The sequence below is a fragment of the Streptomyces sp. SID3343 genome (genome assembly GCF_009865215.1).
Classification (GTDB): domain Bacteria; phylum Actinomycetota; class Actinomycetes; order Streptomycetales; family Streptomycetaceae; genus Embleya.
On record NZ_WWJX01001199.1, the window covers coordinates 1 to 16,277 of the forward strand.

The 16,277-nt window shown below is 69.1% G+C and carries 10 protein-coding genes and 1 pseudogene; 5 read left to right on the forward strand and 6 right to left on the reverse strand.

The genetic code is table 11. From position 1 onward, the window contains the following. Nucleotides 1–1,638: serine/threonine-protein kinase (locus GT354_RS56040; RefSeq protein WP_161360852.1), on the reverse strand; the 1,638-nt coding region annotated here is incomplete at its 3' end. A gap of 350 nt (nucleotides 1,639–1,988) precedes the next feature. On the opposite strand from GT354_RS56040, the gene GT354_RS37510 reads away from it, so the two are divergent. After that, entirely contained in the window at nucleotides 1,989–3,779 is a 1,791-nt protein-coding gene (locus tag GT354_RS37510; RefSeq protein ID WP_237535849.1) for a serine/threonine-protein kinase, read from the forward strand. 51 nt (nucleotides 3,780–3,830) lie between these two features. Here the strand turns inward: GT354_RS37510 and GT354_RS37515 are convergent, their stop codons facing one another. Then, nucleotides 3,831–4,958 carry a hypothetical protein gene (locus GT354_RS37515; RefSeq protein ID WP_161360854.1) on the reverse strand — a complete coding sequence of 376 codons (1,128 nt, stop codon included), beginning with the start codon at nucleotides 4,956–4,958 and terminating at the stop codon, nucleotides 3,831–3,833. A gap of 186 nt (nucleotides 4,959–5,144) precedes the next feature. Between GT354_RS37515 and GT354_RS37520 the strand changes: the two genes are divergently transcribed. From GT354_RS37520 to GT354_RS37530, 3 genes are all read left to right on the forward strand, one after another. Then, nucleotides 5,145–7,529, forward strand: coding sequence for a hypothetical protein (locus tag GT354_RS37520; protein ID WP_161360855.1), 2,385 nt, complete (start codon nucleotides 5,145–5,147; stop codon nucleotides 7,527–7,529). A 197-nt stretch (nucleotides 7,530–7,726) separates the two neighbouring features. Further along, nucleotides 7,727–9,175, forward strand: a complete 1,449-nt coding sequence (locus GT354_RS37525) for a hypothetical protein (RefSeq protein ID WP_161360856.1) — start codon at nucleotides 7,727–7,729, stop codon at nucleotides 9,173–9,175. Nucleotides 9,176–9,299: 124 nt separating this feature from the next. Next, nucleotides 9,300–11,174, forward strand: coding sequence for an AAA family ATPase (locus GT354_RS37530; RefSeq protein WP_161360857.1), 1,875 nt, complete (start codon nucleotides 9,300–9,302; stop codon nucleotides 11,172–11,174). A 75-nt stretch (nucleotides 11,175–11,249) separates the two neighbouring features. Here GT354_RS37530 and GT354_RS37535 read toward each other — a convergent pair. Then, a pseudogene (locus GT354_RS37535) lies at nucleotides 11,250–11,870 on the reverse strand (helicase HerA-like domain-containing protein); the annotation flags it as partial. A 21-nt stretch (nucleotides 11,871–11,891) separates the two neighbouring features. Here GT354_RS37535 and GT354_RS37540 point away from each other — a divergent pair. Further along, the gene (locus GT354_RS37540; RefSeq protein WP_161360858.1) at nucleotides 11,892–13,631 is read left to right on the forward strand and encodes a recombinase family protein; all 1,740 of its coding nucleotides are present in this window, start codon (nucleotides 11,892–11,894) and stop codon (nucleotides 13,629–13,631) included. A 1-nt stretch (nucleotide 13,632) separates the two neighbouring features. Here the strand turns inward: GT354_RS37540 and GT354_RS37545 are convergent, their stop codons facing one another. From GT354_RS37545 to GT354_RS52965, 3 genes are all read right to left on the reverse strand, one after another. After that, nucleotides 13,633–14,265, reverse strand: coding sequence for a hypothetical protein (locus GT354_RS37545; protein ID WP_161360859.1), 633 nt, complete (start codon nucleotides 14,263–14,265; stop codon nucleotides 13,633–13,635). A gap of 31 nt (nucleotides 14,266–14,296) precedes the next feature. Then, a complete protein-coding gene (locus GT354_RS37550; protein WP_346012351.1) occupies nucleotides 14,297–15,742 on the reverse strand; it encodes a replication initiator in 1,446 nt (481 codons plus the stop codon). A 263-nt stretch (nucleotides 15,743–16,005) separates the two neighbouring features. Beyond that, the coding region (locus GT354_RS52965) for a hypothetical protein (protein WP_237535850.1) at nucleotides 16,006–16,277 on the reverse strand (272 nt) is incomplete at its 5' end.

Below are 16,277 nucleotides of genomic sequence, written 5' to 3' on the forward strand. Positions count from 1 at the left end.
CCCACCGGAGGCGGAGCCGTTCGCGCCGCCGCCTTTGGTGCCGCCGGGGGGCAGTGCGGCGCCGCTCGTGGTGCCGCTGCCCTGGGCCGCTCCGGTCCCGCCCTGCGCGGTGCCCGGTGCCTGCTTGCCACCGGCATTCGTGCTCGGCAGGCCGGTGACGGGGCCGGGCGGCGGCGCGGAACTCGCGCCCGGTTGGGTTGCCGGGGTCGTCGGCGGCGCCGTGCCGGCCGCCGGGGGTGTGGCGGCGTTCGCCGGGGCCGGGCCCCCCGGGGTCGGGTCCACGGGCGCGGACTTTTGGGTCTGCGGCGACGTGTGCTCCGCATCGGAGTCGCCCAAGGAGGGCTTGATGTAGAAGACCGTGGCGACGACTCCCGCGATGACACCGAGTACGAGTAGCGCGCCACCCATGCCGTTCCGTTTCCAGCTCGGCGTGCGCTCCGGCGCCGTCTTCGCGTCGCGCACGTCGGGAGCTTCGCGCACCTCGGGAGCGTCGCGCGCCTCGGAAGCGTCGCGCGCCTCGGGAGCCGATGCCGGGGGCGCCGGGGACGGCGCCGCGACGGAGGCGGCAGTGGGGACCACGGCGCCAAGGTCGGTGACCGAAGCCGAAACACCCGCCGCGTCGGACGTCCCGTCGCCCTCCGCAGCCGCAGCCGCAGGCGGCGTCGGCGCCTCGGGCTCGCTCGGGACGTGATCCGCCGAGGGCTCCGCCGCCGAACCACCCGGTGCCGCAATGCCGTCGAACGTGCCCCCCGGCTCGACCTCGCCCTCACCCACGTCCACCAGGTCCGCCCCGCCCACCGCCGACGTTGCCGCCGCCGACGACGACCTGCCCGTCATCGCCCCACGAGCCGCGGCCGCCATCCGCGCCGCATCCGGGTACCGATCCTCCGGGTCCTTGGCCAACGCCTTCGCCACGAAGGTACGTATCGCCTCGGGGAATTGCGCCGGGAGCTCGGGTGCCGGCTCCCGGATGTGCTTGAGCACCACCTCGAACACCGCGTCACCGGTGAACACCGGTTTCCCGACCAGGAGTTCGTAGCAGACGACGCCGATCGCGTACTGGTCGGACGCCGCCACCGCGCCACTGCCTCGGGCCTGCTCGGGAGCGATGTACCGAGCCGTGCCGAGTACCGCGTGCGAAGCGGTGAGCTTGGTCTCGGCCTCGGAGTGGGCTATGCCGAAGTCGGTGACGGTCACCCGGTCGTCGGCGCCGATCATCAGGTTCGACGGCTTGATGTCACGATGCACGATGCCGCGCCGATGTGCCGCGTGCAGTGCGTCCAAGGCCTGCGCGACGATGCCCAGCGTGCGGTCGGCGGACATGGTCCCGGCATCCTCGTCGGCCAGGACCGCGTCCAGCGGCCGACCGGCGACGAGTTCCATGACGATGTACGCGACGCGTGGATCCGACCCGCTCTCACCGTAGTCGTGCACGTCCACGATGCCGGGGTGGTCGAGCGCGGCCAAGACTTTCGCCTCACGCCGGAACCGCTCCGCGAACTTGGCGTCGGCCAACAGCGCGGGCAGCAGGATCTTGACCGCGACCTGCCGTTCGAGGACGCCGTCCTCGGCGCGCCACACCTCGCCCATGGCGCCGCCGCCGAGCCGCTCGGCCAGTGCGTACCGGCTCCCCAGCACTGTGCCCCAACCCCACATGCCCCGTGCCCCCGTAGGCTCCAGAGTTCCCGCCCGTCAGCGACACGCGGCCTGCGCAAGGCGCCCGGGGCTCCGAAAAGCCCGCAACCACGCCCGGCAGGCGATCATTTCATCGCATCGCCCCGACCGAGTCCTCCGGGAGTCCCTCTTTCGGTCTCGGTCGCCGTCGGTGCCGGATGTCGACGGGGTCGTCGTCGAGTGCCGAACTTCGTCGACGTGGTCGCCGTCCTGATGGGCCATCAGGTGGCGGTGTCTACAATCGTCGTCCGTACCTGGTCCACCCGTCGATGTCGCGCGGCCCGGGCCTGGTTCGGCCGAACGGGGGAACGTGCATGATCGAGCCGTTGCATCCGGGCGACCCACACGAGGTCGCCGGATACCGGCTACGGGGCAGACTCGGCCAGGGCGGAATGGGCAGCGTCTATCTCTCGTACACCCGAGGCGGACAGCCTGTCGCACTCAAGGTCGTGCGACCCGAACTCGCGCAGGACCCCGAGTTCCGCAGGCGGTTCGAGCGCGAGGTGCAGGCCGCCCGGCGCGTACACGGGCCGTACACGGCCGCGGTGCTCGACAGCAACACCGACGATCGGCTGCCGTGGCTCGCGGGGGCCTACGTCGCGGGGCCTCCGCTCTCGGAAGCCGTCCGCGTACACGGGCCGTTGCCCGTCGAGTCGGTGCTGCTGCTGATCGCCGGTGTGGCCGAGGCACTTCAGTCCGTCCACGCGGCGGGCGTCATCCACCGCGATCTCAAGCCGTCCAACGTACTGCTGGCATCGGACGGTCCCCGTGTCATCGACTTCGGCATCGCCCGGGCGGCGGACACCACGGCGCTCACGGGCTCCGATGTCGTGGTCGGCACACCCGCGTTCATGTCACCGGAGCAGGTCCTGGGCAAGCCGGTCGGCTTCGCGAGCGACGTGTTCTCGCTCGCGCTGGTCGGCCACTACGCCGCGACCGGCGAACACCCTTTCGGGCAGGGCCACGCACAAGCCCTGATGTACCGGATCGTCGGCGAGGCCCCCGACCTGGGCGCGTGCCCCGCACCGCTGCGCGGTCTCCTCGAACCGTGCCTGGCCAAGGAACCCACCGACCGGCCTTCGCTCGCGGAGGTGATCGAAGGATGCCGGCGCGGGGCCGAGGTGACCGCGCTCGTACGGGGAACGGGCTGGCTGCCGGCCGCCATCGCCCACGACGCCGCGCGGCGCGAGGCCGTCCCGCCACCGACCCCCGGCGACCGTGAACCGTACGGAGCCGCCGCCGGCCCGCCGATCCCGCCGCCACCGATGCCCTCGGCACCGCCGGCGCCGCTGCGACCACCCACCGTGGGGCCGGGCGTCAGCCCGCGCGCCGACCTGGTTCCCCCGATGCCGCCGCCCGTCCCGCCGCACCTGCCGTTCATAACGCACAAGCCCGCCCCGCCGGCCCCGCACCGTCGACGGTGGGTGCGCATCGTCGCGAGCACGGTCGCCGCAGTCGCTGTGGTCGTCGCCGGAGTACTGGTCGTCCCGCCGTTGATCGACGGAGACGACGACAAGGCCACGAACAAGGGCAAAGGCGAGACGGCAGGGGCCGGGACCGACCCGGGCAACGGTGACGGCACGAATGCGACCCGGTCGAAGGTCCCCCTGTCGATCACCGCGCCCGACGTGCCGCCTGCCTCCTACATGGTCAAGGAGACCTGCAACAAAGGCTTTTCCACCCGGATCGACCTGGAGAAGCTGACCGTCACGGCGAATGTCGCGCATACCGCGCCGCCGTCGTCGGCCACGCTCGAATACGTGGCGTGCAACAAGGTCCCGGCTGCCGACGGCGATCGCAACCTCGTGGGCGCGTTGCGGTTCCTGGACCACGAAGCCGTCGCGGGCATGGTCGCCAAGCCCGTCGCGACCGTCGAGGAGTGCCGCACCGCCGCACGTACCGCGAGCCTGCCGAGCGAGGTGCCGCTCTCCGCGCTCAATTCGGACCTCGTGTCGGCCGGCATGGGGTTCTGCGTCGAGACGGGCCGCAAGACCGTGGTGCTGGTGTGGGTCACCGACGTCAAGGAAGCCCCCGGCGGCCTGGGCCTGCGAAACTTCGACACCCAAATCACCCAGTGGAAGGCCACCTCCGGCGCGGCGTCGTGACGACACACCGCCCGAGTGCCCGACTCGGGCGGGACCTGGCCGAAGGACACCTCACCCGGGGTTGCGCTTGGTGACGTGACCCTGGGCATCGGCCTCCAGAGAGGCGGCGCCCCGATCGTCGGACACCGTGACCCGGATGCTCAACACCTTGGTCCGCGCGTCGGGCTCGAAGCCGATGTGCCAGGACGTGGGGTTCTTGATCCCCAGCGCGCTCCGTGCCTCGGCGACCAGCGCGGGAAGCCGCTCGTACGGAATCGCCCGCATGTCGATCGGTGCCGCGCCGGCATCGGTCGCCGGTACCACGACGGGCTTGACCTCCATGACCCGCTCACCGATGGACAGGTTGAACACCTTGTCCGTGCCCATGCCCTTGATCAACGATTCGGCGGACCAGCGCATCTCGCCGTCGGCGAGCATCGAATCGACGGTCACCGAGCCCGACGCCGTTCGCGTCGAGGAGAATTCGGTGGTGAGGTCGGACGTCGAGAACGACGACGAGGAAGTCGTCGTGGACGACGAGGACTTCGTCGTGTCGGAGCCACCGTCGTCGAATACCTGCGCGCGGAACGGCACGATCACGGCCGCCGCGCCGATCAGCAGCCCCACCAGGAAAAGCAGACAGTACGAATAGCCCTCGTTCGGACCAACGACCATCGTCGACTCCGGGGCGGAGTCCACCGTTTCCGCCGCCGCCCGACCCGCCCACTCCGGACCCGGGTCGTCGACGACCGTCACGTTCCACGGTCGCTCGGGCTGATACTCGACGACGACAACGCCGCGCGGTGTGTAGTTCGGCAGGTCGACGAGATTGACGCTGTGGTTGGTCTCGACCCGATACGCCGACGCGTCGTCGGGGGCGACGGTGAGCACGAACTCGACCGGCACGTCCGCGGTCTCGCCGCCGATCGCGCGCCGGCTCTCGATGAGCGCGAGAGCCCGGCGAGACGTCGCGGCTGCGGCGTCCTGCGCACGCTTTCGACGCGACGAGCCGAGCGACACGACGACGAAGGCGAACAGAAGCAGACCCACGCCCGCCCAGAACACGTCCATGCGTCCGACCACCGGGCCCACCACCCCGGCCGCCATCGCGGCGCCGAACAGCACGGCCCCCACGAAGCCCTTGACCAGCTCCACCGGCCGGGAGGCAGCGCCGGGTTCTCGGGTCTGCGTGATCACCATGGCGGCGATTGTGTCGCCTCCAGGTGTACGCGGATAGACACCCAGGCGAAATCGCCCCGCTCGGTCCCGGTCGGGGCGATCGGGGCCCACGCGCCGCCCGTACGTTCGCGTCCTCGGGGGAAAACCCGCTGACCTCGACCACCGCCCCGGCACACAATGTGAGACCTGACCTACGGGGGTGACGACATGACCGACGCGCTGAACGACCTCTTGTGGCATACCGGAACGGACCTGGGCACCGCGCTGATCGAGCGCCTGGGAGCACCGCCGCCCACCTCGCCCCCGCAACCGGTCCCGGCACCGCTCGCCGCGTACCGCCTGCGCAACGGGATCCCCGACGGCCTGGTCGGCCGCCCTCCCGCATTGGGCCGACCCGGCACCGCCGGCGACCCGGCCTCCGTGCTCGACCTGCTCGAACGCGACGACCCCGCGATCAACGCCGTGCTGTTCAAGACGACGGACTGGCCCGCGCTGCGCCGCGCGATCCTGGGGCAGTACTCGTTCGCGCGGGGCATCACCCCACAACCCGACGAAGCCGCGCCCAGGATCGCTCTCGATCCCGAACTGCGCAGCGGCATGCTGTCCACGCTCGATGTGTCGCGCCTGGAAGCCGCGTTGTGGGCGCACGACCCCGACCTGGTGTTCTGGGCCCTGCTCGCGCACACCCCGCGCGACCCGCTCGCCACTCTCGCCGCGCTCGTGACACTCAAACGCACCCAGCGCTTCGCCCAGCTGCGCACCGTGCTGCGGCGCACCGACCACCGACTGCCCCACGACCTGACGCCGTTGCTGCGCATGGAACTGTCCGGCGGCCACCTCGACCGCTTGCCGACGTACCTCGCCGAGGCACTCGATCCCGCGCTCCTGGTCGGCCGAATACGCGCTACCCGACGCGTCTCCAGGGCCCACGCGATGCTGCGCACCGTGCTGGTGCCCGACTGGCGGACCTTCGCCGAAGCGCATGAAGCCGACCCGCTGCCGTGGACGGCCGTCGCCGCGCTCGCCGAACACCCGCGCTGCCCCGACGACCTGCTCGACCGCTTCGCCGACCGGCACCCCCAGGTCCTCGAATTCGTCCCGGCCCCCTCCCCCGCCCTGCTCGAACGCTGCGTGACCGAGGGCACCGACAAGTACACCAAACAGGTCCTCACCCGTCGGCTCGCGACCGGTCGCCCGGACCTGTCCGAACTCCTCGACGTACGGTCGGCCCGGCTGCTGTTGACCGCGCTCGACCAAGGTTCGATCCACGCCGCCGCAACCCAGGCCGACGTCGCACTGGGCCTGGGCCGGGTCCTGCGCGAGCACCTCGACCTGCACGGCCCCGCCCTGTGGTCCGGGCTGTACGCGACGCTGCCCGTCCTCGACGTGAGCGTCCTCGACCTGTTCGCCGCCGCCGCGCGGCACACCGAGGACCCGCCGACCCGGCCGGGTCGACAGGCCGCCTGGGCATACACCGTCCTGATCGACCTCGCCGGCGAGAGCGCGGCCCAAGGCGCCCTCACCGGCCTCGACGACGAGCACCTCGCACCCCTCGCCGGCACCCCGACCCTGCCCGGCTTCCTCGCCGCGCGACTGGCCGCCGCGGCCGGCCCGATCACCGCACGCGTCCTCGCCGGCAACCCCGCCACCCCACGCGCCGTCCTGACCGAACTCGCCACCCGATCGGACCCGGCTGTCGGGGCAGCCGTCTACCGCAACCCGCACGCCACCGACGCGGCCCGGCGCACCGTGCTCGCTGCGCCGACCCTGGACCCCGATCTGCGCCGGGAACTGCTCACCACCGACGACCCCGTCCGACTCCGTACCCTGACCGCCTCGGCCGACCCCGAGTTGCTGGCCCGCGCCGTGCGCCTCGACGACACCCCGAAGCTGCGCGCGCTACGCCTGCACGCCGCCCTGCGCCTGGCCGAGACGACCGGCATCGCCGCGCTGACCCCGCTGCGCCGCGAGCCGGTGATCGCCACCGCCGTCGCCGGCCGCGCCCTGTGGCCGCTGCGCGACGCGATCCGCGAACTCAACCGCCGCCACACCACCGCCCTGTTGGCAGTCCCGCATTACCAACACACGTCCTACGACGGGGACACCGAGGTCGCGGCGGCCGTACACGACCCCGCTCCCGACTGGCCGGCCCTGATCGCCGCCCTGCGCGCGGGCAAACTGGCCCTGTCGGTGGGCCGCGAACTGGCCGACCGCCCCGACGTGCCCGAGGAGTTCGCCGAGGCACTGGCCCTGCGCCCGTACAGCGCCCACGCCGCTCGCGGTTGGGGTTCGCGCCACCACGCCTTCGTCCACGACGACGAACAGTCGTGCCTGCACCGGCCCAATGCGGCCGACCTGCTCGACACCGGCGCGCTCACCCTCGAGGTCTACGTCGACCGCGCCCCGGCCGTCGACGTACTCGCCGCCGCGGTCTCCCGGCCGCGGCTGGGCCGGCTGGTGGCGCGGCTGCTGCGCGAACGCCTCGGCGACGACACCGATGCCTGGGTGATCGCGGCCCGACTCGCCGCCGAAGGCAGCCGTGTATCACTGCCGCTGCTCACCGCCACGGCGACCGCCGCATCCGGAACCTGACGAAACGAGACGCGACGCGACGCGACGACCCGACCCGACCCGACCCGGAACACCGAACCGACCGACCGACCGACCGGCCAAGCGGCTGTCGGTACGCGCTGGGATCATCGAACACGCGACCGCGCCGCAATCGCCACAAGGCACACGGCACACGGCACACGGCACACACGAACAACCACCGAGGGGAGGTGACGGACATGGCGTACGGCGAACGCGCCCCACGGGCACCGGTCGTGAGCCTGACGGACCGTCGGGCGCTGGAGGCCTGGCGGCCCGCCGACGACGACGTGATCACGCGAGCCCGCAAGCTCAAGGAAGAGGCCCTGCTCGACTTCGGCATGGAGCTGTCGGTCATCGCCTCGTGGCTCTACACCAAGTGCCACCACCACATTCCGACCACGGCCATCGACACCGCGGCCGTGCTCGCGTCGGGCGACGGCACGTGCCTGCTCCTCTACAACCCCACGTTCTTCTGCGATCTCGGCCTGGACGGCGTCAAGTTCGTGCTCTTCCACGAAGCCCGGCACCTGATCCAGCGGCACCTGTTCGCGGAATCCGAACTACGCGCCGACCCGGTCTTCACGCTCTCCGCCGAGGTGACGATCAACCACGTCGCGATGACCCGACTGGGCCGCACCTCGCTGCCGCTCGTGCGGCGCACCGACCCCGATACGGGCGAGGTGATCGAGGAGGCCACGGGCATCGACCCGCGCGCGATCCACCGTCGCTATGTCGAGGACCTCAAGGAGCAGGGCCTCGAATCGCTGCCCTACGGCGACTTCGTCGACACCGACTCCTCGGTGTACGCCGAGCTCAAGCGGATGAAGAACCCGCCGGTCCCGCCCCCGCTGTGCGTGCACGTCCTGCTCGGCGACGGCACCGGCGGGTCCGACGGCATGGACGGCGAGACCGTCGACCGGGTGGCCTCCGACGTGCTGCGCAGCGTGCTGCTCGCGGCGCGCCGCGGCGAACGCCTGGCCCGCCGCGAACTGCTGGACCTGCTGGAGCGCACCGACGGCGCGACCGACCGCACCACCAAGCTGTGGGGCGACCTGGGCGCGGGCTTCCTGCGCGGTGAGACGCAGCGCACCCGGCGGGTGGAGTGGTGGCAGCAGTGGCTCGTGGACGTGCTCGCGTCCAAGCTGCGCGAGGGCGAACGGCTGGTCTACCCGAAGAAACGCGGCGCGCTTCTCGCGGCCCTGGGCCACGACCCGATGCTCGCGCGGCGCGGCCTGGAGCGCACCAAGGTCGTCGTGATCGCCTACGACACGTCCGGCTCGATGCCCACACACGTCGTGGACTGGTTGACCGAACTGGTCGGCAAGGCCGACGGCGTCGAGACGCACTGGTTGAGCTTCGACGGCGTCGTGATGCCGTTCAAGGCCGGCGAGCGGGTGTTCGGCGGCGGGGGGACCGACTTCCAAAACGTCGCCGACTACGTCGAGGGGCGCCTGGAGATCGAGGGCCACGGGCGCTTCGACGAATCCGTCGACGCCGTGGTCATGCTCACCGACGGCTACGCCCCACCGATCACCCCCGCGGATCCGGACAAGTGGATCTGGCTGATCACCGAGGGCGGCGACGACTGGCCCGAGCGACACCGCCCACCGATGGACTGCCACCGCGTCGTCACCGGCGACCACTGACCCGGCCGCCCGACATCCGCCGTGTCCACACCCGCCGTCTCGTGCCTCGACACACCTCGCCTCCACACCCGCTGTCCCCGCTCGCCCTCCGAAGCACATCGTGCGGCAGCATCCGGAAGGAACCATGACGATCACCGCTGACACCACGCGCGCCGGCCGCCCCGCCGCGGAGCCCAAGTGGACGGCAACCGCGACCTACCCCGAGCGACCCAAGGGCTGGAAGGGCGTGTCCAAGCTGGAGGAGTTCATCGACGCGATGATCGACCTCGGCCAGACCGGCCAGATCTTCGGCGAGCACGGCATCGGCAAGACCGCGACGTTCTTCAGCCACATCCCCGATCGGCACGACGAGACGGTCCTGGTCTTCGTACCGGCCGCCAACCTCACCCCCGACGACCTGCTGATCAACGCGCCCGTGCGCGACGAGCGCAGCGGCGAACTGGTGCTGCGTCAGCTGATCATGCGTCAACTGCGGCCGGGGAAGCGCTTCGTACTGCTCATCGACGACGCGTTGCAGGCGGGCGAGACCATCCAGTCGCAACTGATGCAGATCGCCTGCAACTGGACGCTCGGCGAGCACGACCTGCGCGAACTCGGCTGTGTGGGCGTCTTCCTGACCGACAACGAGTCGCTCGCGGAGACCGCCACCCGCCGCACCGACCTGGCGATCCTGGACCGCATGGTCACCGTGAAGATCACCGCGACCGACACCGCGTGGCGCTTCAAACTGGCCGAGCGCTTCGCCGGCACCGACCTGTCCGCGGTCTTCCAGGCGTGGACGAGCCTGCCGCCGACGATGCGTCAGTTGGTGTCGCCGCGCACGCTGGAGCACGTGATCGACTGCGCGCTCGCCGGTTTCCCCCTCGTGTGGGGTCTGCCGCTGGTCAACGGCGAGCGGCTCACGCTGGCCGAGCCCAAGAAGGACGGCACACCGGGCCCGGACCGCACCGACGAAATCCTCGACCGCATCGCGACCGGACTGGGCGTGCGCAATCTCGACCAGTCTCCCGACGCGGTGCGCCGGATCGTCCGCGAGGCGATCCGACGCCGCTGGTCGGTACTGATCCAGGGCCCGCCCGGCTGCGGCAAGACCGAGGTCGTGCGCGACGTGGTGCGCGAGGAAATCGGCCACGAGCCGCTCTACTTCTCGCTGCCGGTGACCAACGTCGAGGACCTGTGCGCACCCGTCCCCACCCCCGACGGTTCGCTGGAGAACCTGCTCGCGGCCAAGTTCACCGACCCGGGTGCCAAGGTGATCGTCTGGGACGAGTACAACCGCCCCAAGGACAAGTCGACCTTCGCCAAGCTCATGGAGGTCACCCAGGAGTGGTCGATCGCAGGCCGACCGATCCCGGGCCTGCGCGCACAGATCGCGCTCCAGAACCCGCCCTACCACCTCGGCCGCAAGATGCTCGTCTCGCGCAACAACATCGCCCAGGCCACCCGCTTCACCGCGTCCTTGACCATCCGCCCCGAGGACATCCCGGCCAACGAGTGGCTCATCTCGCGGTACGGCGCGGTCGCCGAGACCGTCCTGGAGTGGTGGAAAAACGACATCGACGACGAGGGCCGCGACTGGATCACCAAGCGCACCCTGGAGCGACTGATCAAGCTGCACAAGGCCGACCTCCCGCTGGAGATGGCCAAGGTCTACCTCGGCGACGGCGAATACGCGCCGGTCCCGCTCAACGCCCTGGAGGCGCGCTTCGCCGAGAACCCCGCGACCGGACTCGGCGACATATCGGCCAACCTCGACGAGTGGGTCCGCCGCCTGGCGGCCGCGAACGAGGACTCCGCGGAGGGGACCGACGACACCGACACCGTGCACCAGGTGCTCGCCAACGCCGAACTGTCCCAACTGCGCGAGCACATCGACACCGTCGCGCGGTTGCTCGCCGGCCTGCCGCCCAAGCTGCGCTCCAGCTACCTGGTCGGGCAGTCCGTCGAGAAGCAACGGTTCTGGATCGAGGCCTTCGCCAAGATGCCACGCAAGAGCTGACCGGCACGACACCGACAACCACGCGAAGCCCGCCACCGGGCGGCCCCGGCACACTTACCGCCCACCACCGACCTTCTACCGCCTTCGGCGTGCGGTGCCGAACAGGCTCCGGGTGATCTCGCGGCCGATCTGCGTCCCCATCGAGCGCAGCATCGATTTCACCGCCGAGTTGCCCACGACCTGCTCGACCATGCCGGGCTTCGACTTCTCTGCCTCGGCCGACGGCCGCCGCTCGGCCTCGGCCGCCTCGCCTCCTTCCGACGCCGATCCCGGCTCCCTGCCCGCCCCCTCTCCCTCCGCCCCTTGGATCGCCGCCTCCTGAGCAGCCGTCAGCCTCTCGAAGGCCGACTCCCGATCGACCGCCGTGCCGTACTTCGCGAACAGCGCCGACCCGGCCACCGCCGCCCGCATCGCCTCGGGCGCGATCGGCGCCATCAGCGACACGGGCGCGCGCAGCCGGGTCCAGGCCACCGGGGTCGGCGCGCCCTTCTCGCTCAACACCGTGACCACCGCCTCGCCCGTCCCGGCCTGGGTCAACACCTGGTCCAGGTCGTACGACGAGCGCGGAAACGTGGACACGGTCGCCTTGAGCGCCTTCGCGTCCTCGGGCGTGAACGCCCGCAGCGCGTGCTGTACCCGATTGCCCAACTGGGAAAGGACGTCGGACGGAACGTCCTTCGGGGTCTGGGTCACGAATGCTTCCGATAGATTACCCCTATGGAGAAGCAGCGAGCCGGGGGGTACTTCCGGCAGAGCCACGAGCGCCAAGACAAATCAGAGGGATCCATCCGAGCCCAGCGGGAGCCTTGCCACGCTGAAGCCGCCAAGCGCGGCTATGAGTACGTTGGCGACTACGCGGACCCAGACCTGTCCGGCTACAAGCAGGGTGTTGTACGACCACACTTCGAACGGATGCTCAACGACGCGCGAGCCGGACGCTTAGACGTAATCATCGTTCTCTACGTCAGTCGCTTCTCTCGCCAGCGTCCGGAAGATGCCATTCCGGTCGTGATGGAGCTTCACCGACTCGGTGTAACCATCATTTCTGTGAACGAGGGTGATTTCCCGCCCGGCGACACGATGAAGTTGATTATGCTCATCATTCGGTTGGACGCGGCCCATCAAGAAAGTGACAACAAGTCCAAGCACCTCAAGAGCACAAAGAAGATCCTCCGAGACGCCGGATCCTGGGTTGGTGGGCTACCTCCCTACGGGTATGAGACAGAGGAGGTCCGGAAAGACGGTCTGACGATCCGAAAACTAGTGATCGTTGAAGACGAAGCGGAGGTTATCCGCGCTGTAGTGAGGACAATCATGGATAACCGAGAGCGCCCAGCGAAGGCAGGAACCCGGAATCCAGGTTCGCTTGCGGGTATCTGCGCCGACCTGAATGCTCGTGAGGTGCCGACCAAGACAGCGCGACTCAATGGCAAGTGGCGTGGAGCCGTAACCGTCAGCACGCCGGGCCGGAGTAAGCCGCCTCAGTGGGAAGTAACCACCCTCAAAAGGATCTTGCAGGATCCACGCATGATCGGTCACGCAGTCGAGCCGATCTACGAGCGCAAAGAGACCAAGGATGGAGGAATCCGCACGCAGATCATCAGCTACCGCACGATGCGCGACCCGAAAAGTCAAGAGCCCGTGATCAGCCACGAGGCAATCCTAAGGCCCGCCGACTGGTACGAGCTGCAAACGTGGCTCAGCGGTCGCGGCCGGGGGAAGGGCCTTCACCGGGGCACCATGCTCCTTAGCGGTCTCGGAAAGCTTTTCTGCGAGGACGGTTTCACCATGTCCAGCAACGGCACCCACGATTCCACAGCTTCTTATCGCTGCTCTCGACCGAAGGGCGCCGCTACAGGAGGACATGAAGGTGGAAACAGCATCAAGCGCGATCACCTTGAGGACTTCGTGGTGCGTTCGGTATTCACCAAGGTAACCAGCGCCGACGGGGATGATCCCGCAGACGTGGCGTTCATCCGCGAGGCCACGCGCCGATTCGCAGCGACAGTAGTAAGCCCCGAACTAGCTGCGGAGACTGCCGAACTTGTCATGCGCAAGGTGGATCGGGTGGCAGCGCAAAACGATCTTTACGACGACCTGGATAACGGCATCTACGACGGGATGGTCGGTCGCGAACGTTTCAAGGGGAAGAAGGCCGATCTAGAACGAGAGATTGCGGCAATTGAATTGCGGTTGGTGGAGCTATCTCACGTGGAAACTCCCACCCTGCCCGTTGAACTGTGGGCAGGGGGAGATAACCCGGACGGTGATCCACTCGGACCGGGTTCGTGGTGGAGTTCAGTGAGCCATGAAGAAAAGCGCGCGTTTCTGTGCCTTTTCATCGATCGGGTGGAGGTCGGAAAGGCCACCTCACGTGGTAACAAGTGGCAAGAATACGACGCAAGCAAGCGGGTCACGATCAAGTGGGCCACGGCGCCGAAGCAAGACGCCGGATAGGTCAGTGGCGGTGGCCCAGTCCGCCCGGAAGGGCCCCCGGGCGGGCTGGGTTACGCTCAACATCGGCTGGATAACCTACTAAGGAGCGCAACACCGGCTTTACGTATCTCGTGCCGCCTTTGAGTTCGACAGCTTCGAGTTCGAGCCCGCAAACGCTTTCACCGAGAGCGGAGCCGATGGCGTCCTTCAAGACCGAGGCATTCTCGGCGAACTTCCACGATATGGATTTCATCCGAAACACACCAAGGTCGGGAGCATCGACCAGCCGGAACGAAAGATCCACATTCGGCTGCGGCCCAAGCCCACGTTTCACACGCGCCTTGCGCTCGACTATAGAATGCGGGCAGCCGCACAGGTCCCCTTTACGGGATTCCGGCGATAGGAACCACTCTCCATCGCAGTGGTGAACCAAACTTCCACGGCTCCACCGCCTCATATCTATTGCGACGGCACACGGGCCAGCAAGTAGGATTTTTACTTTCGACGTACCTGTCATCACTTCGAAACGATCAGCCCCAGTGGTCTGCCATTCCCGCTGTTCGCCACCGAATATTTGAGCAACGACCGCCGAGACTTCCTCACGTCGCACCGTGACTCTCCAATTGCACAGTGCGGTTAGCTTTCCGTCTGTCATGCAACCGAATCGGAACCACCCGGCAAAATCGTCAGACATCGAGCCACATCCGCTCCGCTGCTATCTCGCGATTGGTAGCGAGTTCTTCGGCGATTCCGGCAGCCAAAAGCGCGGCACCAAGTGTGTGACCCTGCCCAGCGAAGCGCCACGTGGACAGCGTCGTCAGGTCGGTGTCATCCGGTCGAGGGCCACCGTCAGCGCGTTGGTAGTCGGCGCGTGCGGCCCGCAGGGCGCCGTAGGTGGTGGAGTAGACGCGGGATTTGGACAGGCAGTGTCCTCGGAAGCCGAGCATGTGAGCCCAGGGCCGCAGTCGTAGGTGGGCCAGCTCTGAGAGTCCGCCGAGGTCCCAGCAGGTGCGCAGGATGGCCGCTACGTGGTCGGTGACGGGTAGCAGGTCGATGGTCGATCGGTGGGTGATGCGGGTGTCGGTCGCGCCGGCGGTTTCGGTGGACTTGGTCACGTACTTGGCGAGGTAGCCGGCTACAGCGTCGTCGGTGAGTTCGCGTCCGTCGTTGAAGCTGCGCAGTGGCCGTACATCGAGTTGTGTGCCCCAGCGCAGGATGTAGGAGCCGATTGCTTCCGATTCCGGTGCGTACACCCGTACGGCCGATGCCGCTTCGGGCACGAGCGCGCCGAGGAGTTCGTCACTCGCCCAGGCCGGCGGGGTGGATTGTGGGCCGTGTGGTCCGTCGAGGCGGACGACCGCGTGTAGGTGGATCGCGCCGCGTGCTTGGTACTCCGCGACTTTGGCGAAGGAGAGCGTGACGTGGTCGCGCAGTCGTGACCGGGGGATGCCCGCCGCCGTGGCCAGGCGCCGCCGCAGGGTGCGCGTGAACGCGTCCCACAGTTCGCCCGTGTGTGCGTTCCAGAGGGTGTGGTGGATGTATCCGTAGCAGGCCCGGCACAGCGGCTGTCCGACGACACGATCGTCGTGCGTGTGCGCGATGGGACAGCCGCGGTGCCTACCGTGCTCGCAGAGGTCGTGTTCGCGTCGGGGTCGGCAGGGTTCGCCACCGGTCGCGCGGTGGACGGCGCCGAACGAGGGTGCGGTGAGGGTGACGAACAGGCGTGGATGCTCGCGCACCACGGCGGGGGTGCCCTTGCCACCGGTCAGGCCCGCGCGGACGAGGTGGAAGGTGTCGCCCTGATGTTCGTACGAGCAGGGTGCGCAGCGTGAGGCCCTGCGGTTGCGGCAGCGTACGGCGAGTCGTTCGCCGGGTTCGTCTGCGGTGGAGTACGCGGAGACCACCGTCCCGGAGGCGTCGCGGGTGACGGTGGAGCCGCTCAGGTAGATCGGGTGTTCGCATCCGCCGGTTGCGCGGATCTGTTCGACCCAGCGCGCGAAGCCCGGCAGGTTCGCGATGCGGATGAGTTCTTGTTCGGTGGGGGTGAGCGCGTGGAGCCGTGCCAAACGGGTCTGTTCGGCACGGCTCCGGGCGCGGTGGTCGTCGGTGGTGCGCGCGGTGGAGCCCGGCAAAGGTGGTGCCTCCTGACGGGGCGGACGGGGTGGGTGGGGAGCGCCGCGCGGCGCGGGTGTGTGATCACGGCGAGTGGCCTTTCCGGGATGCCTGACAGCGGTCAGGTGAGGGTGTGGTGGGGAGGGGTCAGCGGGTGGTGCCTTTGCCCCGGCAGCAGCGGCACTTGCGGTGCCGACCGGTGCGGGTGCGGGTGTTGCGGTCGCCGTGACAGACGGGGCACAGGACGGGACGCATGCTCACGTGTTGTTCTCCTCCGAGTGGGTCAACCGGTGTGGAACAGTGCGCCGAGGAGGGAGCCCACGAGCGCGGTGATGGATGGTGCGAGGCTGGATTGTGCGAGGTAGAAGCCGAAGAGGCCGACCACGCAGACTTGCCATACGCGCAGTTCGCCGGCGCGGACGAGCATGAAGACGATCAGGCCGAAGATGACGACCATCGGGAACTGGAGTGCTTGCGCGTCGGTCACGTCGGTCATGAGCGGGTCCCGGGGTCCCAGCCGGCCACGGCCGCAGCGAGCGCGGGCATGTCCGGTGT